Annotated in this window: 30 protein-coding genes; 10 read left to right on the forward strand and 20 right to left on the reverse strand. The window is 38.2% G+C overall.

Features of this window, described 5'->3' with window-relative positions; genetic code table 11:
• Window positions 1-2 precede the first annotated feature (2 nt).
• The 7 genes from PF327_RS00550 to rplI form a co-directional block, all read right to left on the reverse strand.
• Complete coding sequence (locus tag PF327_RS00550) at window positions 3-407, reverse strand: hypothetical protein (protein WP_289400896.1); 405 nt, start codon at window positions 405-407, stop codon at window positions 3-5.
• Complete coding sequence (locus PF327_RS00555; RefSeq protein ID WP_289400898.1) at window positions 407-1,063, reverse strand: hypothetical protein; 657 nt, start codon at window positions 1,061-1,063, stop codon at window positions 407-409. The genes PF327_RS00550 and PF327_RS00555 overlap by 1 nt, the downstream gene beginning before the upstream one ends.
• Window positions 1,060-2,592, reverse strand: coding sequence for a hypothetical protein (locus PF327_RS00560; protein WP_289400899.1), 1,533 nt, complete (start codon window positions 2,590-2,592; stop codon window positions 1,060-1,062). The genes PF327_RS00555 and PF327_RS00560 overlap by 4 nt, the downstream gene beginning before the upstream one ends.
• A 184-nt stretch (window positions 2,593-2,776) precedes the next feature.
• Entirely contained in the window at window positions 2,777-3,685 is a 909-nt protein-coding gene (gene era, locus PF327_RS00565; protein WP_289400900.1) for a GTPase Era, read from the reverse strand.
• Window positions 3,686-3,800: 115 nt separating this feature from the next.
• Entirely contained in the window at window positions 3,801-5,129 is a 1,329-nt protein-coding gene (gene hslU, locus PF327_RS00570; RefSeq protein WP_289400901.1) for an ATP-dependent protease ATPase subunit HslU, read from the reverse strand.
• 9 nt (window positions 5,130-5,138) lie between these two features.
• Complete coding sequence (hslV, locus tag PF327_RS00575) at window positions 5,139-5,669, reverse strand: ATP-dependent protease subunit HslV (protein WP_008243785.1); 531 nt, start codon at window positions 5,667-5,669, stop codon at window positions 5,139-5,141.
• 2 nt (window positions 5,670-5,671) lie between these two features.
• Window positions 5,672-6,115, reverse strand: a complete 444-nt coding sequence (gene rplI / locus PF327_RS00580; RefSeq protein ID WP_008243788.1) for a 50S ribosomal protein L9 — start codon at window positions 6,113-6,115, stop codon at window positions 5,672-5,674.
• A gap of 138 nt (window positions 6,116-6,253) precedes the next feature.
• On the opposite strand from rplI, the gene PF327_RS00585 reads away from it, so the two are divergent.
• The 5 genes from PF327_RS00585 (at window position 6,254) to PF327_RS00605 (ending at window position 12,821) form a co-directional block, all read left to right on the forward strand.
• Window positions 6,254-7,090 carry an MlaA family lipoprotein gene (locus tag PF327_RS00585; protein WP_289400906.1) on the forward strand — a complete coding sequence of 279 codons (837 nt, stop codon included), beginning with the start codon at window positions 6,254-6,256 and terminating at the stop codon, window positions 7,088-7,090.
• A 19-nt stretch (window positions 7,091-7,109) separates the two neighbouring features.
• Window positions 7,110-7,673, forward strand: coding sequence for a Tgt2/MlaC family protein (locus tag PF327_RS00590; RefSeq protein ID WP_289400908.1), 564 nt, complete (start codon window positions 7,110-7,112; stop codon window positions 7,671-7,673).
• A 42-nt stretch (window positions 7,674-7,715) separates the two neighbouring features.
• Window positions 7,716-10,205, forward strand: a complete 2,490-nt coding sequence (locus PF327_RS00595; protein ID WP_289400909.1) for an efflux RND transporter permease subunit — start codon at window positions 7,716-7,718, stop codon at window positions 10,203-10,205.
• An 89-nt stretch (window positions 10,206-10,294) separates the two neighbouring features.
• Window positions 10,295-12,244 carry a M3 family metallopeptidase gene (locus tag PF327_RS00600; RefSeq protein ID WP_289400911.1) on the forward strand — a complete coding sequence of 650 codons (1,950 nt, stop codon included), beginning with the start codon at window positions 10,295-10,297 and terminating at the stop codon, window positions 12,242-12,244.
• Window positions 12,245-12,305: 61 nt separating this feature from the next.
• Window positions 12,306-12,821, forward strand: coding sequence for a hypothetical protein (locus tag PF327_RS00605; RefSeq protein WP_289400913.1), 516 nt, complete (start codon window positions 12,306-12,308; stop codon window positions 12,819-12,821).
• A gap of 6 nt (window positions 12,822-12,827) precedes the next feature.
• Here the strand turns inward: PF327_RS00605 and PF327_RS00610 are convergent, their stop codons facing one another.
• The 3 genes from PF327_RS00610 to PF327_RS00620 all read right to left on the reverse strand — a co-directional run bounded on the left by PF327_RS00610 (window position 12,828) and on the right by PF327_RS00620 (window position 15,254).
• Window positions 12,828-14,099 (reverse strand): argininosuccinate synthase, encoded by a 1,272-nt coding sequence (locus PF327_RS00610; protein WP_289400914.1) that lies wholly within the window; start codon window positions 14,097-14,099, stop codon window positions 12,828-12,830.
• 85 nt (window positions 14,100-14,184) lie between these two features.
• Entirely contained in the window at window positions 14,185-14,748 is a 564-nt protein-coding gene (locus tag PF327_RS00615; RefSeq protein WP_289400916.1) for a hypothetical protein, read from the reverse strand.
• A 164-nt stretch (window positions 14,749-14,912) separates the two neighbouring features.
• Window positions 14,913-15,254 (reverse strand): thioredoxin family protein, encoded by a 342-nt coding sequence (locus PF327_RS00620; protein ID WP_289400918.1) that lies wholly within the window; start codon window positions 15,252-15,254, stop codon window positions 14,913-14,915.
• 94 nt (window positions 15,255-15,348) lie between these two features.
• On the opposite strand from PF327_RS00620, the gene PF327_RS00625 reads away from it, so the two are divergent.
• Together PF327_RS00625 and pdxA are read left to right on the forward strand one after the other, a co-directional pair.
• Entirely contained in the window at window positions 15,349-16,131 is a 783-nt protein-coding gene (locus PF327_RS00625) for a pyridoxine 5'-phosphate synthase (protein WP_289400920.1), read from the forward strand.
• Between the two features lies 1 nt (window position 16,132).
• A complete protein-coding gene (gene pdxA / locus PF327_RS00630) occupies window positions 16,133-17,053 on the forward strand; it encodes a 4-hydroxythreonine-4-phosphate dehydrogenase (RefSeq protein ID WP_289400922.1) in 921 nt (306 codons plus the stop codon).
• A gap of 192 nt (window positions 17,054-17,245) precedes the next feature.
• Here the strand turns inward: pdxA and PF327_RS00635 are convergent, their stop codons facing one another.
• Window positions 17,246-17,470 carry a hypothetical protein gene (locus tag PF327_RS00635; RefSeq protein ID WP_008243813.1) on the reverse strand — a complete coding sequence of 75 codons (225 nt, stop codon included), beginning with the start codon at window positions 17,468-17,470 and terminating at the stop codon, window positions 17,246-17,248.
• Window positions 17,463-18,107: a tetratricopeptide repeat protein gene (locus tag PF327_RS00640; protein ID WP_289400928.1), complete on the reverse strand. Its 645-nt coding sequence runs from the start codon at window positions 18,105-18,107 to the stop codon at window positions 17,463-17,465. The genes PF327_RS00635 and PF327_RS00640 overlap by 8 nt, the downstream gene beginning before the upstream one ends.
• A 93-nt stretch (window positions 18,108-18,200) precedes the next feature.
• On the opposite strand from PF327_RS00640, the gene msrB reads away from it, so the two are divergent.
• Window positions 18,201-18,599, forward strand: a complete 399-nt coding sequence (msrB, locus tag PF327_RS00645; RefSeq protein ID WP_289400930.1) for a peptide-methionine (R)-S-oxide reductase MsrB — start codon at window positions 18,201-18,203, stop codon at window positions 18,597-18,599.
• Between the two features lies 1 nt (window position 18,600).
• On the opposite strand, the gene PF327_RS00650 is transcribed toward msrB, so the two are convergent.
• Complete coding sequence (locus tag PF327_RS00650) at window positions 18,601-18,870, reverse strand: hypothetical protein (protein ID WP_008243818.1); 270 nt, start codon at window positions 18,868-18,870, stop codon at window positions 18,601-18,603.
• 48 nt (window positions 18,871-18,918) lie between these two features.
• Between PF327_RS00650 and PF327_RS00655 the strand changes: the two genes are divergently transcribed.
• Window positions 18,919-19,362 (forward strand): GatB/YqeY domain-containing protein, encoded by a 444-nt coding sequence (locus PF327_RS00655; protein ID WP_289400931.1) that lies wholly within the window; start codon window positions 18,919-18,921, stop codon window positions 19,360-19,362.
• A 153-nt stretch (window positions 19,363-19,515) separates the two neighbouring features.
• Here the strand turns inward: PF327_RS00655 and trpC are convergent, their stop codons facing one another.
• The 4 genes from trpC to PF327_RS00675 are packed head-to-tail and all read right to left on the reverse strand — an operon-like array spanning window position 19,516 to window position 22,675.
• On the reverse strand, window positions 19,516-20,310 hold the full coding sequence (trpC, locus tag PF327_RS00660; RefSeq protein WP_008243823.1) for an indole-3-glycerol phosphate synthase TrpC: 795 nt from the start codon (window positions 20,308-20,310) through the stop codon (window positions 19,516-19,518).
• A gap of 57 nt (window positions 20,311-20,367) precedes the next feature.
• The gene (locus PF327_RS00665) at window positions 20,368-21,621 is read right to left on the reverse strand and encodes a tetratricopeptide repeat protein (RefSeq protein ID WP_289400932.1); all 1,254 of its coding nucleotides are present in this window, start codon (window positions 21,619-21,621) and stop codon (window positions 20,368-20,370) included.
• Window positions 21,603-21,977: a YkgJ family cysteine cluster protein gene (locus PF327_RS00670; RefSeq protein ID WP_289400933.1), complete on the reverse strand. Its 375-nt coding sequence runs from the start codon at window positions 21,975-21,977 to the stop codon at window positions 21,603-21,605. Before PF327_RS00670 ends, PF327_RS00665 begins: the two co-directional genes overlap by 19 nt.
• A 2-nt stretch (window positions 21,978-21,979) precedes the next feature.
• On the reverse strand, window positions 21,980-22,675 hold the full coding sequence (locus PF327_RS00675) for a tRNA1(Val) (adenine(37)-N6)-methyltransferase (RefSeq protein ID WP_038000195.1): 696 nt from the start codon (window positions 22,673-22,675) through the stop codon (window positions 21,980-21,982).
• A gap of 50 nt (window positions 22,676-22,725) precedes the next feature.
• Here PF327_RS00675 and PF327_RS00680 point away from each other — a divergent pair, with 50 nt between their 5' ends.
• A complete protein-coding gene (locus tag PF327_RS00680) occupies window positions 22,726-23,481 on the forward strand; it encodes an arginyltransferase (RefSeq protein ID WP_289400934.1) in 756 nt (251 codons plus the stop codon).
• On the opposite strand, the gene mnmC1 is transcribed toward PF327_RS00680, so the two are convergent.
• From mnmC1 to glyS, 3 genes are read right to left on the reverse strand one after another with little or no spacing between them, the layout of a single operon-like run.
• Window positions 23,473-24,597 (reverse strand): FAD-dependent 5-carboxymethylaminomethyl-2-thiouridine(34) oxidoreductase MnmC1, encoded by a 1,125-nt coding sequence (gene mnmC1 / locus PF327_RS00685; RefSeq protein WP_008243834.1) that lies wholly within the window; start codon window positions 24,595-24,597, stop codon window positions 23,473-23,475. The two genes, PF327_RS00680 and mnmC1, sit on opposite strands and share 9 nt — an antisense overlap.
• A 1-nt stretch (window position 24,598) precedes the next feature.
• Window positions 24,599-24,913, reverse strand: a complete 315-nt coding sequence (locus PF327_RS00690) for a hypothetical protein (protein WP_289400935.1) — start codon at window positions 24,911-24,913, stop codon at window positions 24,599-24,601.
• Window positions 24,913-26,961 (reverse strand): glycine--tRNA ligase subunit beta, encoded by a 2,049-nt coding sequence (gene glyS, locus PF327_RS00695; protein ID WP_008243838.1) that lies wholly within the window; start codon window positions 26,959-26,961, stop codon window positions 24,913-24,915. Before glyS ends, PF327_RS00690 begins: the two co-directional genes overlap by 1 nt.
• Window positions 26,962-26,983 lie beyond the last annotated feature (22 nt).

Genomic DNA, 26,983 nt, shown 5'->3' on the forward strand with positions numbered 1-26,983 from the left:
TATTACCTTTCTTCCAACTTTATAAAATTATCTCTTTTCTCTTGAAGAAATAATTTTTTAATGTGATTTTCATTTCGAAGCACCACACCTCTTTCACCTATATATTTTAATGTATACCCCATCACACTGTCATCAAGACTTTTCCATGAATCATTAATATAAGCTTTTCCATTTACAATCGCATGTAGTACTAACTTTGCATCATTTTTATCATGCAGTGCAACTGTTGTCACATTATTCTCTTCTTCTAATCGCACAAATGGGTCTTTGGTACTCTCTAACGTCGCTAAGTTTACACCTTCACGTTTTTCATGTATTTTAAGAATCATATCTTGTATCTGTTTCACAGATAAATCTGCATTTAAAAGCATTGTCAGTGGTAATAGTAATAAAAATATCTTTTTCATTAGTGATTTATCCCCCATACTGAAATATTAATATCTGCTATAGTGTCTGATGAATTACTGTCAGAAACCAAATGAGATTCAAAAATATCTGTAACCAAAACATTTTGCTCAAGTTCATTCATAAACTTAACAATATTCTTATATGGTCCCTTACTACCTATACCTATCTCTAATACATGACCAAAACTACCTGTATTTTCACTGACATACTTATTTGTAATATACTCCAGGTCAACATTGTGTATTTCTGCTGTATTGGTAATAGAATTTAAGAATTTAGACCAACTTTTTTGATTGAATAACATATCTGATAATTTTTCTAAATTAGAGTCTATGAACTTGATCTTGTTTGTTGTATCGACAATCTTTTTCTTTTTGACAATGATATCATTATCAAATTTTTTCACATAATACTCACGATCACCACCCACTGTGATAGAGTTAAGATATGTATTATTATCTGTAATACTTTTTTGTATGCTTTTTTTACTTCGTTCACTTTTTTTGTAAAGGTCTTCTGTATAAGGTAAGAGCAACTCATAGCCGAGATATGCGATAACAGCTGCTAACCCCAAAATCACTACCCATTTTTCACTCTCTTTTTTAGGAGCAAAGTAGATATCTAATGCTTCTAGTTTATCTTCTAAATATTTCATCTTAACACCACCTTTAACAGACCTTTATAGTAGTTGCTAGTTGGGTCTTTTTCGATTCGTTCGATATCTATTTCAATGATTTCATCAAAATGGGTATCAGACATATATTTAATGACTTCTGTAAATTTTCTATCATCTGAACTAAGTAAGGACAACCATAACGTATCCTTCTCACTTTTTAACATGTTTACATGTACTTCAAATTGATCAAGCTCTTTAGCTAGTGTATGGTATATACCGGATTTCAGACGATAATTTACTTTTTTATCATAAATAGAGGTAAGCATCTTTGATTTTCCATCATATGTATCTGATAATACTTTTATCTTTTCATCTAAAACCTTGATTTGGCTTTTCTTCTCGCTAAGAATTTTTTTATACTTATTCGATTCAGCTGTAAGTTCATTATTTTCAATCGTCAATGCATAAATCTTTGCATCATTTACATAAGACCCGACCAGGTAGACCAATGGATAGGCCAAACTCAGAGTAATAGCAGCCGCGGTTGAAATAATGAATTGACCGCTTGCTCTATTCACAAAAGATGGTGCGCGCGGATACGTAGATAAATTGACTAAAGAAGACTCGTCTTCCATATAATCAAATGAACTTAAAAGCATCAAATACTGTAATTGATCTGTATACCATTCATCACTTGATACATTATAATTAAAATTAAAATCAGATGAGTGAAGGCCTAAATAGTTCTGACTATAATCATCTAGCCCAATAATAGGACCTTTTTCACTCCCTATAAATATTTGATCTATACTATCTAACTCAAATGCTCTCTTTACATAAATAATAATATCATTAATAGTAATAAAGACTTCAGCAAAAATTTTCATAAAGGTTTGTTGATAGTCACTATTTGTTGTTTTAAGACCTTCTGATTCTAGAACACTGTAGAACTCTTTTTCATCAACCTTTTCACCGATGGATTCACAATATTTATCATAAATTTGCTCTAATGAAAACTCTATGGATTTCGAATAGAGATATTGACCATTTTCATACACTGTCACAAATGCATCATTTTGCGTAAAATAAACAAAACAGTGTGCTTTATTGTCTTGGAGTATCTCTTTTTTATAAAGTGGTTTATAAAGAAGTGGTGCAGGGACTATGAGATCTATATATTTCGTTTCTTCTTTTAATGGAAGATAGAGTTCATCAAGAGACTCCGGTTCAGCAACGAAGATATGATATTCCCTCTCTTCTCCTGAAGTTTCAACTTCAACTGAAGAGATCGTATATGTATTAGCCTGATCTAAGCCTAACTCTTCATACGCTTTGATATCGATGATATCTACAATATCTTCTTCTGGGATATTTCTACTTATATTTACTTTTGTAGTAATAATATCTTTATTATTCACATACGAGGTAATAAAGTTTGAAGTATTGTAGGTGAGCTTATCTAAAGGTTTAAAGACATCATTTTTAAATGCATAACTTTTACCTGTATATGCATTAACCGTAACAACATTTTTTACAGTCGATTCTGACGATTTTTTTTTCAAAAACATTTTAAACTTCCTTCCTTGTTGACCAATTATATATGTTATAATATTAAAACAATCTTACAAAATGTAAAACTTTCTAAAAATATAACTTTTTTTAATCATTGGTCTTTAATTTAACCAGAAGTGCCCCTAGATAGGCTATTTATACGGTTTATAAAAATGATTCTTTCTCTAATACATAGAAGTTTTAAATAATATAGCCAAACTCTTCTAAGCCATCTTTATTTTTACTCCACCCTTTTTTAACCGCTACATGGAGGTCCAAAAATATTTTTTTACCTGAAAAAAGTTCCATCTGTTCACGTGCAAGTTTTCCTACACGTTTGATCCCTGCACCTTTTTGACCTACGATCATACCCTTTTGTGTCTCTTTTTCAACAACGATCGTTGCATAGACTTTATCGATCGTATCACTCTCGTCGATCTTTTCAATGGTGACATCGCTCTCATAAGGAATTTCATCACTGAGATTCTCAAAAATAGACTCACGGATCAATTCTTTATAGATATTCCGTATATGTTCTGTTGTAAGGATCTCAGGGTCATAAAGGAAAGGAGAGATCGGTAGATGCTTACATATCTCATCAAGCAGCTGTTTTTTACCTACTTTTTTATTGACAGAAAAAGGAATGATCGCTTCGAAACAGTCTTGATATTTCTGATATTCACTCAACTTGGCCAATATATCACCTTGCTTGACATGATCGATCTTGGTAAGCACAACAATGTGCTTGACACCTTTGGCTTGAGTAAGTTTTAAAAACTTTTCATACTCTGTTAGCTTGTCTGTGACAGGTGCAAGGAAAATGATAAGATCACTGTCTCCCATCGCTTTGAGTGCTTCATCCAACATGAATTGATTCAATAGTCTCTCTTTTTCATGAATCCCCGGAGTATCCACAAAAATAATCTGTGCATCATCGTGCATAACAATGATATTCATACGTTTACGTGTTGCCTGCGCTTTTTTTGAAACCATGGCAAGCTTTTCGCCTACTATATGATTAAGTAATGTACTTTTTCCTGCATTGGGTCTTCCCACTACTGCAACAAAGCCAGCTTTTGTATCTATTTCCTCTTTCTCATGCTCAAACATTTCATTTTCCTTTTAAGTGACTCGTGACTTGCATCTACTTCTAAAATCATCCTAGTATAGTGATTTAATAAAACTAGTGCCAATATTATCATTGGTGTTTTATTCTAATACTTATTTATAATATATAACGGGTTGCATCTTCATCTTCAACCACTTTGCTTATCTTCTCTTCTACCAATGCTTTATCCACATGAATACTTTCACCTTTGTGTTCATCCGCAGAGAAACTGATCTCTTCCAGGATTTTCTCCATTACTGTATGTAGACGTCTGGCACCTATATCTTCAGTCTTTTCATTGGCAAGCAGTGAATAGTGTGCAATGGCTCTCAATGCTTCCTCATCAAAGACCAATTCCACATCTTCGACCTTCATCAATGCCTCATACTGTTTAATCAGTGCATTTTTTGGTTCAGTCAGGATACGATACAGAGTCTCTTCATCCAGGCTGTTAAGCTCAACGCGAAGAGGGAATCGTCCCTGAAGTTCTGGCATAAGATCACTGGGTTTACTCACATGAAATGCACCTGCAGCGATGAAAAGAATATGGTCTGTATTGACCATACCCAACTTCGTATTGACAGCGGAACCTTCCACAATTGGAAGGAGATCTCTTTGTACCCCCTCTTTACTAGGGTCTTGCCTGCTTTGTGAGTTGGAGGCTACAGCGATTTTATCTATCTCATCTAAAAATACAATACCGCCCTTCTCTACCTTTTCAAGTGCCAGAGATTTAAGTTCTTCTTCATCAAGAAGTTTTTCACTTGCCTCAGATGCCAATATCTTTTTGGCATCTTTCACAGTGACCTCTTTCTCAGGACCTTTCTTACCCATACCGCCTAGGACCTTTACAATAGACTCCTGTACCTGTATCATCTGCGGAGGAAGTCCCTCTTCTGGCATAGTAGGATTGTTCGGTACTTCTACTTTTATTTTTAGATGATCTAGTTCACCTTTGGTATACTTCTCCTGCATACGTGCAAAAGAGGCATCATACTCTGCTTTCTTCTGTTCACTTGCACCAGCTGGAAGGGGTGGAAGAAGTTTTTCTATGATCTTGTTTTCTATATAGTTTTCTATCTTCTCTTTGTTTTTTTCATTTTCACTCTCACGTACCAGAGTCATAGAGGTTGCAGCCAGATCACGTATCATCGACTCGACATCACGTCCAACAAATCCTACTTCAGTATATTTACTGGCTTCTACTTTGATGAATGGCAGGTTCATCATTTTTGCCAAACGTCTGGCGATCTCTGTTTTACCAACCCCTGTACTACCTATCATCAATATATTTTTAGGCGTGACATCCTGCTGCATCTCTGGAGTGAGCTGCATGCGTCTGTAACGGTTTCTCAGGGCTACTGCGATCGTCTTTTTTGCTTCATTTTGTCCTATGACATATTTATCCAGGTAAGTGACTATCTCTTTAGGTGTTAAATTATCCACTACACTTCCTTACAGTTCTAATATTTTAATATTCTTATTTGTATAGATACAAAGTTCACCTGCGACTTCAAGTGACTCTTGTACCAGTGTTCTTGGATCAAGGTCTGTGTGTTTGTCCAAGGCGCGCGCTGCAGAGATGGCATAGTTACCGCCAGATCCTATCGCTGCTATTTTTCCGTCTTCAGGTTCTACCACATCACCAGTACCCGAAAGTATAAAGATATGTTCCTGGTTCAGTACGATCATCATCGCTTCAAGCTGACGCAGATGTTTGTCTTTTCTCCACATTTTGGAAAAACCAATGACAGACTTGAAAAGATCACCTCTTTTTTCGGCCAATATACCTTCGAACATATCAAAAAGGTTAAATGCATCTGCTGTACTTCCTGCAAAGCCCGCCAATACTTTTCCTTCATGCAGTGTACGTATCTTTGTAGCATTACCTTTGAGTACCGTATCACCAAAGGTCACTTGACCATCACCGCCTATGACTGCTTTACCATTACTTTTATACCCCAGTATCGTAGTTGCGTCAAACATGACTAGACACCTACCACTTCTACTTTGAGTGTCGCATGTATCGCATGTCCCAGTTTTGCGTCTACTTCATGTGTGCCTGTTGATTTGAGTGCTTTTTTAAGATTAATATTTTTTTTGTCAAGTGCTATATTCAATTGTGCTTCTATAGCATTTGATATATCGGCATTTCCTACTGAACCTTTGATACCCACTGGGGCCAATGGTTTTTCAATTTTAATGGTTGCTGCTTCAAGTGTTACTTTTTCAGCTTCAAGTCTGGCCAATTCCTCTTTAAGTTTTTTTGCCATCTCTTCTTGTTCGGCTTTCCAGTTTTCTACAACCTCAGGTGTAGCCAACTTTGCCAACCCCTTGCCTATAAGGAAGTTTTGTCCATAGCCATCTTTCACTTCTTTTATTTCACCTGCTTTTCCAAGTGTTTTCACATCTTTTATCAATAGTACTTTCATTCATTTATTCCTTATTGTGCTATATAGTGTTATAATTTTAACAAACTTTTACTAGACATCGGTTAAAGAGAGACCGGGGTTTCACATAAAGTGACACTATACGAACTATAGTTTATGAAAGATAAACAGGGATTTGTAATGAAACTTTTATACTTCTTCTTTGCTATTACACTTTTTATATTTCAGGGATGTGCTACCAATGACGCCGCTGCACATTTAAATTCTCCACAAGTTGATACGCAAATCACCTCGTCAGAAAAGTTCTCTGAAAGCATCACTGACGACCAAGAACCAGAAACGCAAATAGAAGAGTTTGAAGAAGAATTTTCATTTGAGGAGACAAAGAGTGTCAGTGATCCATTCAGCGGGTACAACAGTGCAATGACATCATTTAATGATCTCTTTATCACCTATCTTTTAAACCCTGTTTCAGAGGGTTATGCAGCTGTCCTGCCTGAACCTTTTCGTATAGGTATCTCTAATGCTTTTGATAACATACAGTTTCCTGTCCGCTTTGCCAATAACCTTCTCCAACTGAAATTTAAAAATAGTTCCGATGAACTCCAAAGATTTCTGGTCAACTCGACCATAGGTTTGGGAGGATTGATGGATCCTGCAAAAGAATATATGCATATTCCTGCGCATAAGGAAGATTTTGGACAAACTTTAGGCCACTACGGGGTAGGTTCTGGTTTTCATATTGTCTTACCGTTCATCGGACCGTCCAATATAAGAGATGTGGTTGGGCTTACCGCAGATGCTTATGCCTCACCTCTTGTCTACACAGAAGGCCTCGAAGAGTATAAAATACCAGACCACCCGGACCACTCGATCGCTATTCTCTCAGGAGAAATGATCAATAAAACCTCTCTACACCTGGGAGAGTATGAAAGTCTTAAAGAAGATGCGATACAATTCTATCAATTTTTACGGGACACGTATGAACAGAAGCGTGATTCTGACATCGCTGAGTAACTAAAGACAGGAGAAACATATGGTAAAAAAACTGATGCTGATATTGCTTCTATCTGTCGTATCACTCTATGCTATAGAAGAGAAAGATATCAAACACGTAATGGATACTAAAGTAAATAAGGTCCTGACCATACTAAAAGACAACACATTATCCCAACACCAAAAAGAACAAAAGTGTATTGCTGTGATCGATGATGTCTTTGACTACGATATCATGGCACAGATCAGTCTGGGAAAGAGATGGAGATCTCTTACAAAAAGTGAAAAAACACTCTTTTCAAAACGTTTTGAAAAAAAACTGAAACTTTCCTATCTCGATAAATTAAGACTCTATAACAATGAAAAAGTGATCCTCAAAGAGGTACAAAAAGTCAAGCCCACCAGGAGTACATTAGAGACTCTCATTATAGGACGTGACGACACTTATAAAGTTATTTATATGTTTTATAAGAAAAGGAACACTAACCATTGGTATATCTATGATGTCAATCTGGTCGGTGTAAGTATCCTGCAAACCTATAGAAAACAGTTTTCTGAATTTCTACAAACAAAAACAGTCCAAGAGCTTATAGAATCACTTTAAGTGATCCTCTATAAAAAACTTCTCATAATACAAAGATGACCTATGCTGCATAAACTATATCAGAAAGTGATATTAAAATATCCATTATCTATTTTGATCTTACTCATCAGCAGCATATTCATTTTTAGTATGAATATTACAAAACTGGAGATTGATGCTTCCGCAGAAACACTGCTTCTTCATGATGACAAAGACCTGGAGTTTTCCAGAACAATAGCAAAACGATTCAAAACCGATGATGTACTTATACTTGCCTATAAACCAAAACAGGGTCTACTTTCAGAACAAAGTCTGGAAACGTTGACACACCTGAGTACTGACCTGGAAAAACTGCCTGGTGTTAAGTCTGTAGATTCACTGATCAATGTACCTCTGTTTTTTTCACCTATAAGAGAGATAGATGACCTCATCAGTGAGACAAGAACACTAAAAAGTGCTGATGTCAATCTATCCCAGGTTAAACAAGAGTTTTTAACCAGTCCTCTCTATAAAGACTTCCTTGTCAACAAAGATTTCACGATATCTTCCATCATCATCCATTTACATCAAGACCCGGAATATTTTGCACTATTGGAAGAACGAAACCGTTTACGTGACAAACAAGCAGTCAACTCTTTGACAAAAGAGGAAAAACAAGCGCTTCATGATGTAAGAATCGCCTTTAAAGAACACAGGGACAAGCAACGTATATTTGATGAGAACAACATTAAAGAGATTCGTGCACTTATAACCAAATACCAGAATAATGCGTTGTTTTTTCTAGGCGGGGCACAAATGATCTCCAACGATATTGTTGGATTTGTCAAAAATGATCTACTCATTTACGGAAGTACCTTGATCCTCCTTATTATCCTCGTTTTAGGTTTTGTATTTAGGCAACCAAGATGGATAATACTTCCTATTCTTATCTGTACACTGTCCGTCATTACCATCACCAGTAGCTTAGGCTTTTTTAATTGGGAGATCACTGTCATCTCTTCAAATTTTATTGCCTTACAACTGATCATCACCATTTCGATCGTTTTACATCTTATTGTAAGATATGAGGAACTTTTAGCACTCTATCCGCGTGCATCCTCCAAAAGATTGATCCTATACACCATGCTTACCAAAGCAACACCCACCTTCTTTGCCATACTTACTACGATAGCAGGGTTCTCTTCATTGCTCTATTCGCACATTTACCCTGTGATCAACTTGGGTTGGATGATGAGTGCAGGGATCAGTATGTCCCTTATCATTGCATTTATTGTCTTTCCTACTGTACTGATGCTGCTGAAGAAAACACCTCCTCGAGATCAAAAGAGATCCCTCTCTTTTATACCTTCTCTGACCGCTAAAATTGTGTTGCATGATAAAAAATCGATCTACCTCATCACATTATTTACTATTATTTTTAGTATTACCGGTGCCTCTCAGCTTATCGTAGAGAACAGTTTTATCAGCTACTTTAAAAAAGATACAGCTATCTACCAAGGGATGAAGATCATTGACCAGGAGTTAGGAGGGACAACACCTTTAGATGTTATCCTTACCTTGTCTGAGGATAACAGTACATTTCCACACGATACTGCCACAGAAGAAAATAGTGAAGCGTTCCTGGACTCATTCGAGGATGAATTCAGTGCAGTAGAGGATCAGGACCAATACTGGTTTACAGATGAAAAGATCAAGCTTATCAAGAAAGTCCATGGGTATTTAACACAACTTCCTCAAATTGGAGAAGTACAATCCTTTGCCACCCTGCTTGATACTGGAAAGATACTCAATGATAATAAACAGTTGGACAGTGTAGACCTTGCTATTATCTACCAAAAACTGCCTCAAAAATATAGAGATATCATCCTGACTCCCTATGTGAACATTGAACATGATCAATTAAGATTCTTTACACGTGTTGTAGACTCTAATGAAACTCTGCGCAGAGATGCATTACTGAAAAAAATACAAAATGAACTAAGCCAAAGCATCGATCCTGATGTTGCAACCGTACGGCTCTCAAACCTCATGGTACTCTACAACAATATGCTCCAGTCCTTGTTCCATTCACAGATCACAATGGTCGGTCTTGTTCTGTTCATTGTGTTTATTATGTTCCTGCTCCTCTTTAGATCATTCAAGCTCACATTAATTGCTTTGATCGTCAATATCGTTCCCATAGGTATGGTCTTTGGATTCATGGGATGGCTACATATTCCGTTGGATATTATGACTATCACCATTGCCGCCATAGCCATGGGTATAGGGATAGATGACACGATACACTATATCCACCGATTTCAAGTAGAATTTGAAAAAGACAACCATTACTACTTGAGTATGCATAGAACTAACAACAGTATTGGAAATGCTATGTACTTCACTACCCTGGTGATCGTAATAGGTTTTTCCATCCTAATACTCTCAAATTTGATCCCTACCATCTATTTTGGTTTACTCACGATGTTGGTGATGGTAGCTGCTCTGATATCAGATCTGGTACTGTTACCTAAACTTTTACTCCTGTTCAAACCATTCAAAAGAGTAAAGTAAACCAATTTAAGACTATCACCTAAGAATTAATATCTCCTTTTATAAAATATGTTACAATCAAAAAAAATAAAACAACGGATCAATCATTTATGTTTCAAGAATTCAAAATAAACAATTTAGAACAATTTCCCAAAGAGTTAGACACCCTTTTAAACGAGCAAAGAGGGATCATTGACGACATCACTTCAAATGCAGAGACAAGCTATGAAAAAGTCCTTAAACCCCTGCAAGACCTAGATGAAGAATTAGGGCTTTTCTTCACCCCGCTTTCTCATCTTAACTCGGTAATGAACTCGGAAGAGACACAAAAAGCCTATGAAGCGTCTATCCCTCTGCTCTCCAAGTTCAGTTCAGAAATGGCACAGAATGAAGCCCTGTTTAAAAAGATAGAGGCTATCAAAGCAGATTCCAAAGAAGCGAAAAAAGTACTGGAACATGAAGTCAGAGGCTTTGTACTCTCTGGGGTCAATCTCCCGGAAGATAAGAAGAAACGTATGGAAGAGATCAGCCTCAAACTCTCTGAACTCTCTAACCAGTTTTCACAGAATCTTCTTGATGCCACAAATGCCTATGAACTCATCATCGAAGATGAAAAAGATGTGGAAGGTATGCCTCAGTCTGACATCGATGCAGCACAAGAGAAGATCGATGGAAAGAGCGTGTACAAATTCACACTTCAAATTCCTAGTTATATGGCCTACATGACTTACGGCCCGAACCGTGAGTATAGAAAAGAACTCTCCAAAGCCTATGCAACCAGAGCACCTGAAAACGCAGAGGTCATAGACCAGATCCTCGCACTCAAACATGAAAAGTCAGAGCTTCTTGGCTTTAGCTCTTATGCAGAGTATGCACTGGAGACACGTGATGCGAGTCATGAAGATGATGTCATCACATTCTTGAATGAACTGGCAGATGCTGCCTTGCCTCAAGCCAAAAACGAACTGGCTGAACTGAAGGCATTTGCACTTAGAATAGATGGTATAGAAGACTTGGCAGGTTATGATGTAGGCTACTATTCAGAAAAACTGAAAAAAGAAAAGTTTGACTTTGATGATACGATGACCAAACCCTACTTCAAACAAGAGAAGGTTTTAGAGGGACTCCTATACATTGTCTCAGAACTGTTTGGTGTAACTTTTGAACCTGCAGAGGTACCGACTTGGCACGCATGTGTCAAACCTTTTGACATCTTCGAAGAGGGGAAACTCTCCGGACGCATCTATTTTGACCTTGAAGCACGTAAAGAGAAACGCGGAGGGGCATGGATGAATGACTGGGAGACACACTATGTGGACGCTAAAGGGAAATTACACCTTCCTTCTGCCTTCATCGTATGTAACTTCTCGCCAACAACACAAACGACACCTTCTTTACTTAGACATGATGATGTGGTAACACTCTTTCATGAGATGGGACATGCGATCCACCACCTCTTTGGAAAATGTAAAGAGCGTTCAGTCTCAGGCATTAACGGTGTGGCATGGGATGTGGTAGAGTTTCCGTCACAGTTTTTGGAGAACTTTGCTTATGAGGCGGCTATCTTAAAACGTTTTGGTTTTCATTATGAAACAGGAGAGCCTATCTCAAATGAGCTGATGGCAAAAATAAAAGAGACCAAAAACTTCCAGGCAGCCCTTGGCATCTTGCGCCAGGTAGAGTTCTCTTTGTTTGATTTTGTACTCCATCAAGACCTTTACCAAGGTGAGGAAGTCCAGAGATTGCTCGATGGTATTAGAGAAAAGACTTCTTTACTCACGCCACCGAGTTACAACAAATTCCAACATGGATTTGCACATATTTTTGCAGGTGGGTATGCTGCAGGGTACTACAGCTACAAATGGGCTGAAGTACTCAGTGCAGATGCGTTTTTCTCTTGCTTGGATAATGAATCAGGATTTAACAAAGAGCGTGCTAAAGGGTATAAAGAGTATATACTTGCAAGCGGTGGTGCGATTGAGATGTCTGAGCTCTACGAGGAGTGGCTTGGACGAAAAGCAGATGTTCAAAGTCTGATCAAACTGTATGAAATAGCATAATGATCTTCTCTCACTCTTAGGCTAGATATCCCAAGAGTGACCATATAGAAAGGAGCCTTTCGTGAGTGAATACCGTTCTCTTGCACTTACCGTGATCACAATCTTTGCAATCACTCTGCTAGCTGCCTACTTCAGTCCTTCATTCGCAGAACAAAAAAACTATCTAGAACTTTTTATACTTTTCGGAAGCCTACTTTTCATCTTTGCCGTGGTAGTGATCTTTGCAACGTTGGGATTTCACTCTTTCGCACTTTTTTTGAGTCTCTTTCTTGCTGCAGTGATCGCAATATACGGGGTATTGGGAGCTTTGCTTATCACGGCTGTCACTTATTTTCTGTGGGGTTCTATCTTCGCGATGGAACTACTTTTGTTCTATAATGGAAGTGAAAGTGCCAAAGCGTGGTTTGTATCCCGTTATGATTTTAAAACATTCAAGATGGAATATATTGCTTTTTATCCGCTGATGGGAATGCTCTATATTTTATTGGAGTTTATACCCTATCTCTTTTCTAAAGAGAAGTTGTTGAAGTTCACCCCTTCAAAAGTCTTGAAGGAGATGGAGATGTTGCTAGAGTAGTTTGATTTACTCTTCATTATTTTTTATGAGAGAAGCGATACGTTCAGGCTGTTTTTTACCCTCAATGATGAATCTCAATGCATTCAGACGGATAAAGCCTTCTGCATCCGCCTGGTTATATACCTCATCCTCTTCAAATGTTGAGTGTGCTTCTGAATAGAGTGATTCATCTGAACTTCTACCCACTACGATCACATTCCCTTTGTAAAGTTTAAGTTTGACTTCACCGTTTACAGTCTCTTGTGTTGCATCGATCGCTGCTTGCATCATCTTACGCTCTGGTGACCACCAGTATCCGTTATAGATCAGTTTTGCATACTTTGGCATAAGCTCATCTTTAAGATGTGCTTCTTCTCTATCCAGTGTGATAGATTCGATCGCTCTGTGTGCTTTGAGCATGATCGTACCGCCCGGAGTCTCATAACATCCACGTGCTTTCATTCCTACATAACGGTTCTCTACGATATCGATACGTCCGATACCATGTTTATTTCCATAATCATTCAGTGTCTTAAGGAGTGTCGCAGGGCTCATTGCTTCACCGTTGATCGCTATCGGGTCACCTTTTTTATACGTGATGGTGATATACTCTGCCTCATCGGGAGCTTCTTCAGGAGAGTTTGTCCATAGCCACATATCATCTTCTGGTTCAGCTGCAGGATTTTCAAGATGAAGCCCTTCATACGAGATATGAAGCAAGTTTGCATCCATAGAGTATGGACTTGCTTTAGGGTTACCATTCTCATCCATATGTTTTTTAGAGATCTCAATACCATGTTCCTTTGCATAAGCAAGAAGCTTCTCACGTGAATTTAGATCCCACTCTCTCCACGGTGCGATCACTGCGATATCAGGATTAAGACCTAGATAACCAAGTTCAAAACGTACCTGGTCATTACCTTTACCCGTTGCACCATGACTCACTGCATCTGCACCGGTCTGTTGTGCGATCTCTATCTGTTTTTTAGAGATAAGCGGACGTGCGATAGAGGTACCTAACAGGTACTCACCCTCGTAGATGGCATTGGCTCTGAACATAGGGAAGACAAAATCTTTTACAAACTCTTCTCTAAGATCCAAGATAAAAATGTTCTCAGGTTTGATACCCATATCCAATGCTTTCTGACGTGCAGGTTCCACCTCTTCACCCTGACCAAGATCAGCCGTGAAAGTAACCACTTCACACTCATACTCATCTTGAAGCCATTTTAAAATAATACTTGTATCAAGTCCACCAGAATACGCCAATACTGCTTTTTTAATTTTTCTTTTTGCCATGCGATAAGCCTTTAATTAATATTGTTGCAATTTTAACGTAAATTTAGTTACGGATGGTTTTATATTCTATGAATTTGAATACATTCTATTCAGTGACATAGGCTCCTCTTGCACCACTTACAGAAGTTTTAGACTTTTCTTTTTTCGTTTTTTCAACAATTTTTAGGTTCATTTCATACTCTTGGGCAACCAAATAATTGCCAAATGTTTCAAATTCATCCTCACCTTTTGCATTGAGCTGTTTTTCAAGTAGTCTGAGTTTTTGCTTCATTTTATCACTCAAAGTAATGATCTCCTGGTAATGTACAGCAGATATTTTGATGGCACCATCGCTTAATGGTTTTTTTCTGCCAAATATACTACTTTTATTCTTGGAGACACATACGTCATATATCTGCATAAAATGGTTATGTATACTTTTCCATAATGCTTCAATTTCATATAGAGTATCCACACAGCTGCTGTCTCTAAAGAGCATAGCCTCCTGCTCAAGCCACTTTCCAAAATCAATGTCAGAGATATTCAATTCTATGTCTTGTTTATTAGTGTCCAACAGTCCGGCAGATAATAATTTTACCATGCCTACCCACCTGGTATGTTCTACTCTTGCTTGATGAAGATGATGAAGATATGTGTCCTTATTTGTCATGCAGTATTCCTTGTCTATAGTATCACTATATGACATGACACAGGTCGTATCTAAGTTCTATAGTGATTTTAATTCTTTCCTCAGAAATATTTTATCCCAAAGGAATACTTATATTTTTTATAACTTGATTAATTTTTAACCAAATAGATACATGTACTGTATTTTTAGTAATCAAATCCATATTTCTTCAAAATGATCTCCAACACAACTTTCTTATAGGCTCCGGTATGACGAAACACTTCTTTCCCCGATGCGTCAAAAAATATCTGCGTAGGCATCTCTTTAAGTTTATAGATATCTCGACTTACCAAACGTTCTTTTTGACCATCTATGGAATAGATCTGAAACTCCGGATGCACTTCCAATACTTCAGCAAATACTTTGGACATCGCTAAACAGCTATAACAGTGTGACATCCCAAATGCTAAAATGGTGGGCTTACCGTTACCGATATTATGTTTTATGTGTCTATATTCGTTCACAGGTAATGGCTTCTTTTCTGACATTTTTACTCCAAGCGTGTAATTAGGGTGATTATACAAATCCTATCTTAAAAACTTTTGCTATAATCAAATTCATATTATTCAAGGAAATCAAACCATGTTATTGGGCGTAAACATAGACCATATTGCAGTATTGAGAGAAGCAAGAAAAGTAGCGGACCCTGATCCACTTGATGCACTGAGCATCTGTAAACGTGCAGGTGCAGACCAGATCACCATCCATCTTCGTGAAGACCGGCGACATATGCAGGATATGGATGCCAAAAATATCATAGAGCTTTCTGCACTGCCTGTCAATCTAGAGTGTGCCATCTCTCCTGAAATGATAGATATCGCTTGTGACCTTAAACCCCATCGTGTCACACTCGTGCCTGAAAAGCGTGAAGAAGTTACTACGGAAGGTGGTCTTGCAGTCACAGGAGAACAACCCAAACTCAAAGAAGCTATCCAAAGACTGAAAAAAGAAGAGATAGAGGTATCGCTTTTCATTGACCCTACCCTGGATGCGGTCAATACATCACTTGACCTGGGTGTAGAGTGGATAGAGTTTCATACGGGAAAATATGCCAACATCTATGCGATGCTATACACAAACCTCTCCAAAACTCACCACACTATCCCTGAACTAGAACTCCCACGAAAAGTGCTCAAAAAGATGCTCAAAGATGAACTCTGCAACCTACGTCTTCTCTCTTGTGATGCGATGGAGTTGGGATTACGTGTGGCAGCGGGACATGGTCTTAATATGCAAAATGTCAAAGAGATCGCAGAGATCGAAACGATAGAAGAGCTGAACATCGGACAAAGTATCATTGCCCGTTCTGTTTATACTGGGTTAGAACAAGCCATCATAGATATGAAATCTATGTTGATAAGATAACATGTCAAGAAAAAAAGTAGCCATATCTGTCGGTGATCTCAATGGTATAGGTATACAGCTGGCTCTTGAGAATCATACCACTATCTCTAAAGAGGTAGAAGTTGTCTACTGCATAGACAGAAACATGCTGGAACAGGCAGCCAAAAAGTTGAACCTGCCCATACCTGCTGATTTTCAAACCATGGAAGATATTGCAGAGCACTTTGAGATAGAGCCAGGAGTTGTCAGTAAAGAGAGCGGTGCCTATGCCTATGCTTCCTTTGTCAGGGCTGTTGAACTTGCACGTAACAAAGAAATTGATGCCATCACTACCCTGCCCATCCATAAAAAAGCATGGGAACTAGCAGGCGTAGCCTATAAAGGTCATACCGATGCCTTGAGAGATTTTTTCGATGCAGAGGCCATTATGATGTTGGGTTCACCTAAGATGTATGTCGCTCTTTTTACCGAACACATACCACTGAAAGAGGTAGCCGGGAGTATCAACGAAAAAGCATTAACAAGATTTCTTATAGACTTTTACCGGACAGCCAAACCTAGTACAGAGGTAGGTGTTCTAGGGTTAAATCCTCATGCAGGAGATGATGGCGTATTGGGTACAGAAGAGCGTATCATAGAAAAAGCCATAGAGAATGCGCACAAAGAATTAGGCACTGAAATATTCAGCGCTCCACTTGTACCGGATGTCGCATTTACACCAAGAGTACGTGCGAACTATACACACTACATTGCTATGTACCATGACCAAGGCCTGGCCCCTCTCAAAGCCTTGTATTTTGATGAAGGGATCAATGTCTCACTGAATCTGCCGATACTTAGAACTTCCGTAGACCACGGCACCGCATTTGATATAGCCTATAAAGGGGTAGAATTAAGCAGTCTAAGTTATCTTAACGCAGTTAAATACATAAGTGATAATTAAGAAAGTATCGGGAGAGCGTTAGCCTATAAAATAAAACTAATAAGAAAATTTATTTTACACCGCCAGGAGTTTCCATTTTTTTCTTTTGGGTTCGTTTTCTCTTTTGTTGCATCAACAAAAAAGAAAAGGAATAAAGATATCATAAAGTAATTTGATTCTATTTCAATCAACTAAGATAAGGCTATAAAAACCTTAACAAAAAAGGCTCGGCGTATCATCCTCGACTACTTCACAGTGCTCATTCATCTGTGCACAAAGTCTCTCTTGACACTCTTTACACAAGTATCGGTAATTTTGCATGTCATAATGGATCGTATCTCCTTCGTGTATATCATCATAACACTCCGCACATACATTCGTTACTCGTAAAAGTATCTCTTCTGTTGCTTCTTGCGTTACAAAACATGCACTACCCATTATTACTCTCCAATTCTTTTATCATTTTTTTCGCTTCATCCAATGTATTATCCAATTTGTATGCCTTTGTATAACCTACCAGTGCTTCTTGTTTACGTCCAAGATCATATAAAGTATTTGCATAGTTAAAGTGGTGCGGTGGATACTCAGGATCCAAAGCAATCGCACGTTCATGGTGTTTTTCCGCACCCTCTTCATCTCCAAGTTTATGGAGCACATTCGCAAGTGATACATGTGCCATATCATCCGTATCATCTAGGGTCAAAAGCTTTTCATAACTCTCTTTGGCTTCTTCATATTCACCTGTCTGCATATAGACGTAACCCATTCTCTGAAGCACTTCAGTATTATTCTCATCGATGATCAGTGCCGAACCTAATGCTTTTTTTGCTTCTTCAAAATCTTCTTTTGCCACTGCTTCATCTGTCATTTGTAACAGTTGTTCCATACGTGTAGGCTGTACTTCAGGTGTAGAAAATGTTTTGTCGGGACGGTTGATACCACCTATTTGTTCATCTGCTACTTTCGCTTCGAAATCCACCCCTCTTTTAGGGTGATTTCCTGAAAAAAGTTGTTTAAAAAAAAGATAAAATACTCCTCCTGCGATAATAAGAAGTAATAGTTGAAATGTTGTCATAGCTTCTCCAATATAGTTATCGAATGATAAGATAATCTAACTTAAATCCAAAGAAAAACTGCTATCATGATGAAAAAGAACCAAAGGATGATTATGGCTTATAGAATAACATTAGATAAAGAAAAATTAGAAAAAGAGTTAACTCCGCTAGAATATAATGTATGCTTGAACCACGGTACCGAAGCACCGTTTCAAAATGAATTCTGGGACTCAAAAAAAGAGGGGATCTACAGCTGTAAATGTTGTGGTACACCACTCTTTTCTTCAGAGACAAAATTTGATTCAGGTACAGGCTGGCCAAGCTACTTTCAACCCATCAACGAAGACGATATAGAAGAGATCGAAGATACCAGTCATGGTATGGTTCGTGTAGAAGTACGCTGTGGTGCATGCGGTTGTCATTTAGGGCATGTCTTCCCTGATGGTCCGGCACCTACCTACAAGCGATACTGTATCAATTCTGCATCTTTGAATTTTAAAGAAAATGCATAAACTATGATGGCTGTAGCTGTGCAGCGATACGCCCGGCAGCTTCATCCATCTCTTCTTTTGTATCAAAAATAAAAGAGTATTTCTCTTCTTCTCCAAGATTGACAAAAATGCCAAACCCTACGACTTCAACCTTGCCTTTTGCCTCAATATCCAACCATTCAAGACTCACTTGTGTTGTCTCATCTTCATATCCTGTTTTGACTACGGCTGCAGGGTAGAGCTGTGTGATCTTAGCTGTGTCGAATTGTTTATCTTCTATTGTGATTATCATAGAGGGATTATAGTATAATCACTTTAAATCTAGAATGGAGCCCAAAAGATGAGTTTAAAAGAACAGATAAAAAATGAAATTAAAGAAGCAATGCGCTCAAAAGAGATCGTCAAAAGAGATACACTGAGAAATATTCAAGCCTCTATCAAGCAGATAGAAGTAGACGAGCGAAGAGATGTAACGGATGCTGATGTTGAAGCTGTGTTAATGAAATATTTAAAACAAAGAGAAGATGCCAAAGTACAATTCACAGAAGCGGGACGAAATGACCTTGTAGAAAAAGAAGATGCAGAGATAGCCATAGTCAAATCCTACCTTCCAGAGCCTATGGACGATGCAGAGCTTGAGTCTGTACTGAAAGAGGTGATTGCTTCTGTGGGCGCTGAAAGTATGAAAGATATGGGTAAAGTAATGGGTGCTGCAAAAGCTGCCATAGGAAGCCGAGCCGACGGCGGACGCATCAATGTAATGGTAAAAAAGTTACTAAGTTAATTAAACTAAATAACTGTCACTGCGAACGCCCTTGAAAGCGAAGCGATTCGAGAGCAGTGACGATTTTTTGCTTCATTTTTTCTAAAAAAATGATGAGAGAAACAATACCTCAACTTTTAATACTAGGTAATTAGAGAAAAATACTATAAAAAATTAATTCCCATACTTCAAAGCTTTAATAGCCGCAGTAATATCATCCTGTCTCATAAAATGCTCACCGACCAAAAATGCATCTGCACCTATTTTGGAAAGTTCTACGACTGTCTCATGATCATTGATACCGGACTCAGCCACAATGATCTTACCATTTGGAATCAACGGTATCAATTTTTCACTCAAACTCATGTCCATCTCAAATGTTTCAAGGTTTCGATGGTTGATCCCGATGATATCTGCCCCAGCGAAGATCGCTTTGACAAGGTCTGTTTTATTATGTACTTCCACCAATACATCCAGACCTAAATGACGTGCATAGTCATGCAACTCTTTGAGCTCTTTACGACTCAGTGCCATAGCGATAAGCAAGATATAATCTGCTCCAAATGCCAATGCTTCAAGTACCTGATATTTATCCACTATGAAATCTTTTCTGAGCAATGGGAGATTGACATAACGGCGTACCATTCCCAGATACTCTTTGTCACCTTTAAAAAAGTGTGGTTCCGTCAGTATGGAAAGAGAATCAGCTCCACCCTTTTCATAGGCTTGTGCTATCTCTACAGGATTGAAGTCTTCACGGATGATCCCTTTACTTGGACTCGCTTTTTTTACTTCAGCAATGATACGGTAAGGATTTTCTTCCGTAGCGCGTAAAGCACTTTTCACATCTTTAGGGATAAATGGGTTAAAAGAGAGAGAACGTCCCAACCACTCTTCTGGGTAGTCTACCTTTCTTTTTTCTAGATCTGATTTTGTTTTTTTAATGATTTCATCTAATATTTGAGCCATATATCACTTTCCATATTTCTATAAGTTTCGCGTATTATATCTAAAAGAAGCTCGAATTTATTTACACTGTCTGATAGCATTCCAATGTTCTATGATCTCAGGTTCTTCCAATCCCTCTTCATCGACGACTCTTTTCATCAGTTTATAGGCTTTATCACACTTACGCTGTTTATAGTATCCCCATGCCAAAGAGTCTAAATAATAGATGTTGTCAGGCTGCTGGATCAATGCATTCTCTATCACATTGATACCTTTTTTAACATTGACCTCTTTATCTATCAGTGTATAGCCATAATAATTGAGGTAAATACTGTCATCATTCCCTAACGCAATCGCTTTTTCAAAATGAGAGATCACATCTTGTATCATTTTTTTATCATTTTTATCTTCTGAGTTCTCAAAAATAAGTACACCCTTCTCTGCTATCCACTTTGAATTCTGATCTTCCTCATAAAGTTTATCGACAAGCGCTAATGCTTTAGAAAAATATTTTTTTGTCTTATAGAGTTCATAAAGTATATCGTTTCTGCTTTGGTCTGCTTCCAAAAAAGTGATAGCACCGTCAATATCTCTTTTGTAGATATAGGCATCTATGATCTTTGTCAAATATTGCTCGTCATTGTCTTGTTTATATAATGCTTTATAGGTCCCTAAAATACCGTCAATATCTTTTTCTTTTTGATAAAGCAAAAGCAACTTCACATAGACATCATGACTCACGATATTCATACGACGATGCGTTTCAAGTAACTGTATAGCCTTTTTACTTTCCCCTGTAAATTCATCCATGATATCAACCATACGGAGCAATATCTCTTCTCTAGGCACTGTTTCATAGACCCTATTTAAAAGATCTAATGCTCTTTTAAATTTTCCGGCATATAAAAATGAATTGGATGCCAGATCCAGATCCATAGGTTCTTTTGACTGTTCAAGTAAATGTTCTGCTTCTATTGTCGCATTTTTCACTTGTCTTATCGTGAGATAAAGAGGAATAAGTAAACGACGCACTTCAATTCTGTTTGGATTTACCTTATCCCATCTTTTTAAACGTGTGATACTCTCCAAAATATGATTTCTGCTCATCAATGCGGAAGTGGCCTCTTTAAAGAGATAGATCTCTTCTCCCGTATCATCATAGAGTCTTTTATAGACTTGATAACTGTTTTCATAGGCTTTATATTCATCATATAAAAGTCCTCTCATGATGAGTTCATCTTCACTGATCTTCATGATCTCTTTGGCAGAGCTCATCACAGTGCTAAAGATAAATACCATCAATAAGGGTAATGCTATACGATACCAGGACACTCTTTACGTACCTCTTCTTCATCATTTTTAAACTGTTCCCAAAAAGGGAAAGTACGACATTGTAAAGGCCGTACAGGATAAATGGAGCAGCGTTTCATCGACTCATCAAAAAATATGCAAGCATAGTTATCTTCTGCCAGTTTCTTTTCTATCAAAGAGTAGCGATGCTTCACTTTTCTGAGATACATTGTAGCAAAATCTTCTACACTAAGGTTAACGAACTCTGCCATTTTCTCTATCTCACAATATTTAGCCCAGATATAGCCGCTCTCTCCCGTACAACAGTGTCCCCCACACGCTTCGCATGCATTGGGGTTAAATTTAAAATTGTACTGTTCATGTGTCATGACTTCCATGATCAAAAATCACCTTTTATACTGTTCGTATTTGCACGTTCAAATGCTTTTAACGCTTTCTCTCTATAGACACTCTTCTCATCAAAGACCACAAATGGGGGAAGTATCTTTGTCATAGATTTTGAGCCCATACGCGCTGCGATCATCACTAGTTTGGATTCTCTGTCTATTTTAGAATGCACAAACTGCATTGTTTCAACAGTTATACCATAAGAAGTTAAATGATGTAATAACAGGTCGACCTGCTTTGCATCATAACAGAAGATAAAATAGCCTCTTGGCTTCAACAGTGTTTTGACCTTGGCTATGAAATCATCTATAGGCAAATGGTGTGCATATCTTGCAATGTTCAAATGCGTATTTTCACTTTGTTGCACGCTTGAGTCATAAAAAGGCGGGTTTGAGATGATATAGTCAAATTTTTCATCCGTCATCCACTCAGTAAAATCCCCGAGATGACTTTGCGCTTCGAGGTTATTAAGTGCATAATTGTGTTTTGCATAATCAAGCATCTTTTCCTGTTTGTCTATAATGCTCGTCTGGATGTTAAAATCCCGGGTCAATAAAAGTGAGATGATCCCTACACCGCATCCTACATCAAGCAATTTACCCTTAGGTTTAAACGAAGAGATGAAGTCGTACAAGAAAATTGAGTCACTGTTATAGCAGTAGCCACTTGTAGGTTGATAGAGAAACAAATAATGCCTTTTTTTATGAATTTTACTATATTTTCAGTATAATCGCGATTATGAACGAAGAACTAGATCTACTCAACCCGCCATCAACAGATTTTTCAATGCTGGACTACGATTGTGCATACATACCTGGAAATAAGGTACGTATGAACTATAAGTATGTTTCCCATGCAAGTAAAAAATTTGCCACTGCTGTAATAGCAAGAGGATGGAGACGTTTTGGAAAGTACTTCTTCCACCCTATCTGTAATGGGTGTAATGAGTGTAAAAGTGTACGTATAGATGTCAATAACTATCACTACACCAAATCACAAAAAAAAGCAATTAAACGGAATGCCGACACGCAGATCATTATTCAAAAACCCAGTCTGACCGATGCACATATTCATCTCTACAATAAATACCACTCTTTTAAACATGAAAAAGACCAGTGGCAGCACCGTAATATTTCACATCGGGAATACCATGAGAACTTTGTAGATGGTGCACATGATTACGGGAAAGAAGTACTCTATATCAGAGATGGTAAACTCATCGGCGTTGACCTCATCGATATACTCGATGACGGTATCAGTTCTATATACTTTTACTATGACCCTGATTATGCGAGACTATCACTTGGGACCTATTCACTGCTCTATCAGATACAATTGGCCCATGTACTTGAACTGCCTTGGATCTACTTGGGGTACTGGGTTGAGGAGTGTAAAGCGTTTGCTTACAAGCCAAAGTTCCAGCCCCAAGAGATACTGGACGGTTTCCCGCATGTTACAGAGGAACCTGACTGGGAAAATTGGGATTTAACGTAAAGCGTCCAACTCCGTACTCTTACGGCACCATTTCAAAAAAAGTCTGTCAGGGGCTACTCTGGCATCCACCTCTTTTCCTTCAACGATACATTCAGCCAAGACCTTTGCCATAAGCGGTGCAAAAACAAACCCTCTTCCCCCTAGACCATTCAAAATATATAAATGATCTACATACTTCATCTCAGGCTTACTACCACGCATGATGGCTGGATATTTTTCTAGCATGAAAGGTACATCTATCACCTTCCCTACCAAAGGAAAATAATCTTTAGACCCTGATCGCATACCACAAAACACTTCTTTGAGTTCCAGGTCCGATGTATCGATCATGGAAGAGGCTTTCTCTTTTAGCAGCAGTGCCTGTTCTTCCTTGCAGGGGACCACTTCTTTCACTCTTTTCTCATGTGTGGCACCCAGTTTGATGATGCCATCTATGTTGGCACCCACAGAGATAGACTGATGCATACTGACACCTAACGAGAGCGTAGAAGTGAAGTCTCCTCTGGTCCCCCATGTACCTTTGATGCCCATATAACGTAAGTCGGCCAGGTCACTCTCATATCCTGTTGCCAACACGAGATTTTGAGCACTGTACTCACCCACATACCACCATCCATCTTTTTGTATGATCTCTTTTACTTCCTGCTTTATGACTGTGATGTCTGAGAGTAAAGCTTCACACACCTCTTTTGCATCACATACCCCCGCCTCGGGGAAATAAAAACTCTCAAACGCAACACCTATACCTTGTGCTTGAAGTTGTTCAGATGAGTACTTTTCATATCTGTTTTCATTAAAAGGTGCATACTCAGTAAACTTTTGAGCATCCGCCTCATCTTTAGGGATGCGTATCACACCGGTCTGATGAAAATGGGAAGGACAGGTCGTAAGATAAAAATCTTTGGCAAAAGAGAAAGCTTCATTCGTAAGTGTCTGGAGAGGCGACCCCTTGCCTATCTTAGGAGAGACAAAAGCCCCTGCTGCTCCAGAGCCACCAGAAGCGATACCTTTTTTATCAAGCACAAGTACTTTTTGGCCTTTTTGTGTCAGTACATAGGCTGTAGAGGCACCTGCGATACCTGCACCGATAATGATAGTATCATAAGCATTTAACATACTATTTTCTATTGACTCGTATAATATTCCAAAAACTGTTTATCATTGCCCCAATTTGATATAGTATAACAAGTGTTGGAATAATAATCAGAGGATAAATAACAAACCACGACAATCCAACAAATAATTTTATATACCCAAGCTCTTGTATAACTGCTAATTGCAGAGCAACAGGAAGCTGTAAAAGAACAAATTTACCTTTTGGATCGGAAACAGTAAAAGCCCAAATCACACAAATTAATGTAAGAATAAGATAGAATACAACAAAAGCTAATCCTACTTTACTATAAGTTAACTTTTGTTGTTTATTTCCCATTAAATTGATATCTCTTTGATATCCGCAATATTTCTAAATGTTTTATAGATAGACCCTATCGTATGAAGTCTATTTTGTTGTAACGCTTCATCTTCTGTATTCACAAGCACATCATCAAAATAAGCATCAAGTTCACGTTTGAGTCCAAAGAGTGCTTCAAGTTCTTCTTTATAGTTACTGTAGGTAGAATTGATCACTTTTTCATACGCATTATAGAGTGTGACTTCAGCATCTTCTTTAAACAATGCGACATCAATTTCCATGCTTGACTCAAGGTCTACATCTTTAGAGATATTCGCTACACGTTTAAAGGTAGTAAACTGCTCTTTAAATGCATCACTGCTTACGATGTTATTGAGTGCAGAGACTTTTTTCGCTATCTCATTGATATCTCTTTCACCTGAAGCAAGTACAGAAGCGATGACCGATGGATTGGCATCTAGTGACTTGTTGATACGTTCTATAATGAATTCACTTAAGAGGTTGGTATCAAACTCTTCATAATTGCCTTTGAGCAACGCGATGATATCATCAATGTTGAAAGGTAGATCATACACTGTCACAATTCGTACAATACCGTTCACCGCACGACGTAACGCAAAAGGATCTTTAGAACCTGTAGGGATTTTCCCCACGCTGAAGAGTCCAAAGAGTGTATCCAGTTTAATACTCATTGCTACAATAGATGAGAATACAGAACTTGGAAGTTCAGCACCCTCACCCACTGGCATATACTGCTCTTTTATCGCGTTATATACCAGCTCTTCTTCACCCAGTGCTTTGGCATAATAATACCCCATGAGTCCCTGCAGCTCTGTAAACTCGTACACCATTTCACTCATAAGGTCTGCTTTTGCAAGGTTTATAGCTTTATCCATGGCTTTTTCAAGTACCGTAGAACTTTTCTCAGTAGTTGATTCTACTCTATCCATGTAAAGGGCTAGCAGTCTGATCGCGATATTGTTTTCTCTTTTGATCTTGTCTGAAAGTGTCCCCAGACCATCGATGAACTGCACTTTTTCAAGGCCATCGATACTCAATCCATTTTTAAGGTCATTTTTGTAGAAGAAGAGTCCATCAGCCAAACGTGGTTTAAGTACACGTTCATTTCCTGCGATTACTTTACTGTAATCATCTGTATAGGCATTGGAAACAACCACAAACTTGTTTGCTATTTTTCCATGTTCAAAGACAGGGAAATAACGCTGGTGTTCTTTCATAGAAGTAATGATCACTTCTGGCGGGAGTTCTAAAAAAAGTTCATCAAAAGATCCTACAAGTGCTTTAGGGTTCTCTGTGATAGCGACAACTTCAGCCAAGAGTTCTCTATCCCGTTCTATAATGATATTATGCGTCGACTCCAAAGCATCGAATTCAGCCAAGATCTTCGCTTCACGATCTTCAGGATACAGCATCACTGCACACTCATCCAATAGGCCTTCATAAGCATCTATCGTAGGCACCTCTACTGCATCATAGGTCACCATACGGTGTACATAGGTCTTTGTATCTGACTTTACACCAAAAAGTTCTACAGGAACAGAGCGCTCTCCGAGTCTTACCTGAAGCCATCTAAGAGGTCGGATGAACTCATCTGTTCTAGATCCCCAACGCATCATCTTTCCAAAGGACATCGAAGCCAGCCATTTACCTAACATCTCCTGAAGAAGAGAAACCGTTTCGGATCCTTTCTCTTCTTTTTTGAAATAAAGTACCTCTTTACCATTCTTTTCTGCACGACCAAGTTCACCAAAGCTTACACCACATTTACGGGCGAATCCCTGGGCTGCTTGTGTAGGCTCACCATCTTTTACTGCAGCAACCATTGGAGGACCAAAAAACTCTACTGTAGTATCTTCCTGACTGACTGGCATTGCAACATGTTTAAGGACCAATCTTCTAGGAGTATAGATAAATTCAAAATCATTACTAAGGTTGTACTCTGTAAGTATGTTTGCCCAAGATTTTTCAATGTTATTCACGATTTTAAGTAGTGGTATAGCCGGTAATTCTTCTACACCGATTTCGATGAGTAGTGCTTGTGTCATTTAGGGTTTCCTAGTGAAATAA

The sequence above is a fragment of the Sulfurovum xiamenensis genome, assembly GCF_030347995.1.
Lineage (GTDB): Bacteria > Campylobacterota > Campylobacteria > Campylobacterales > Sulfurovaceae > Sulfurovum > Sulfurovum xiamenensis.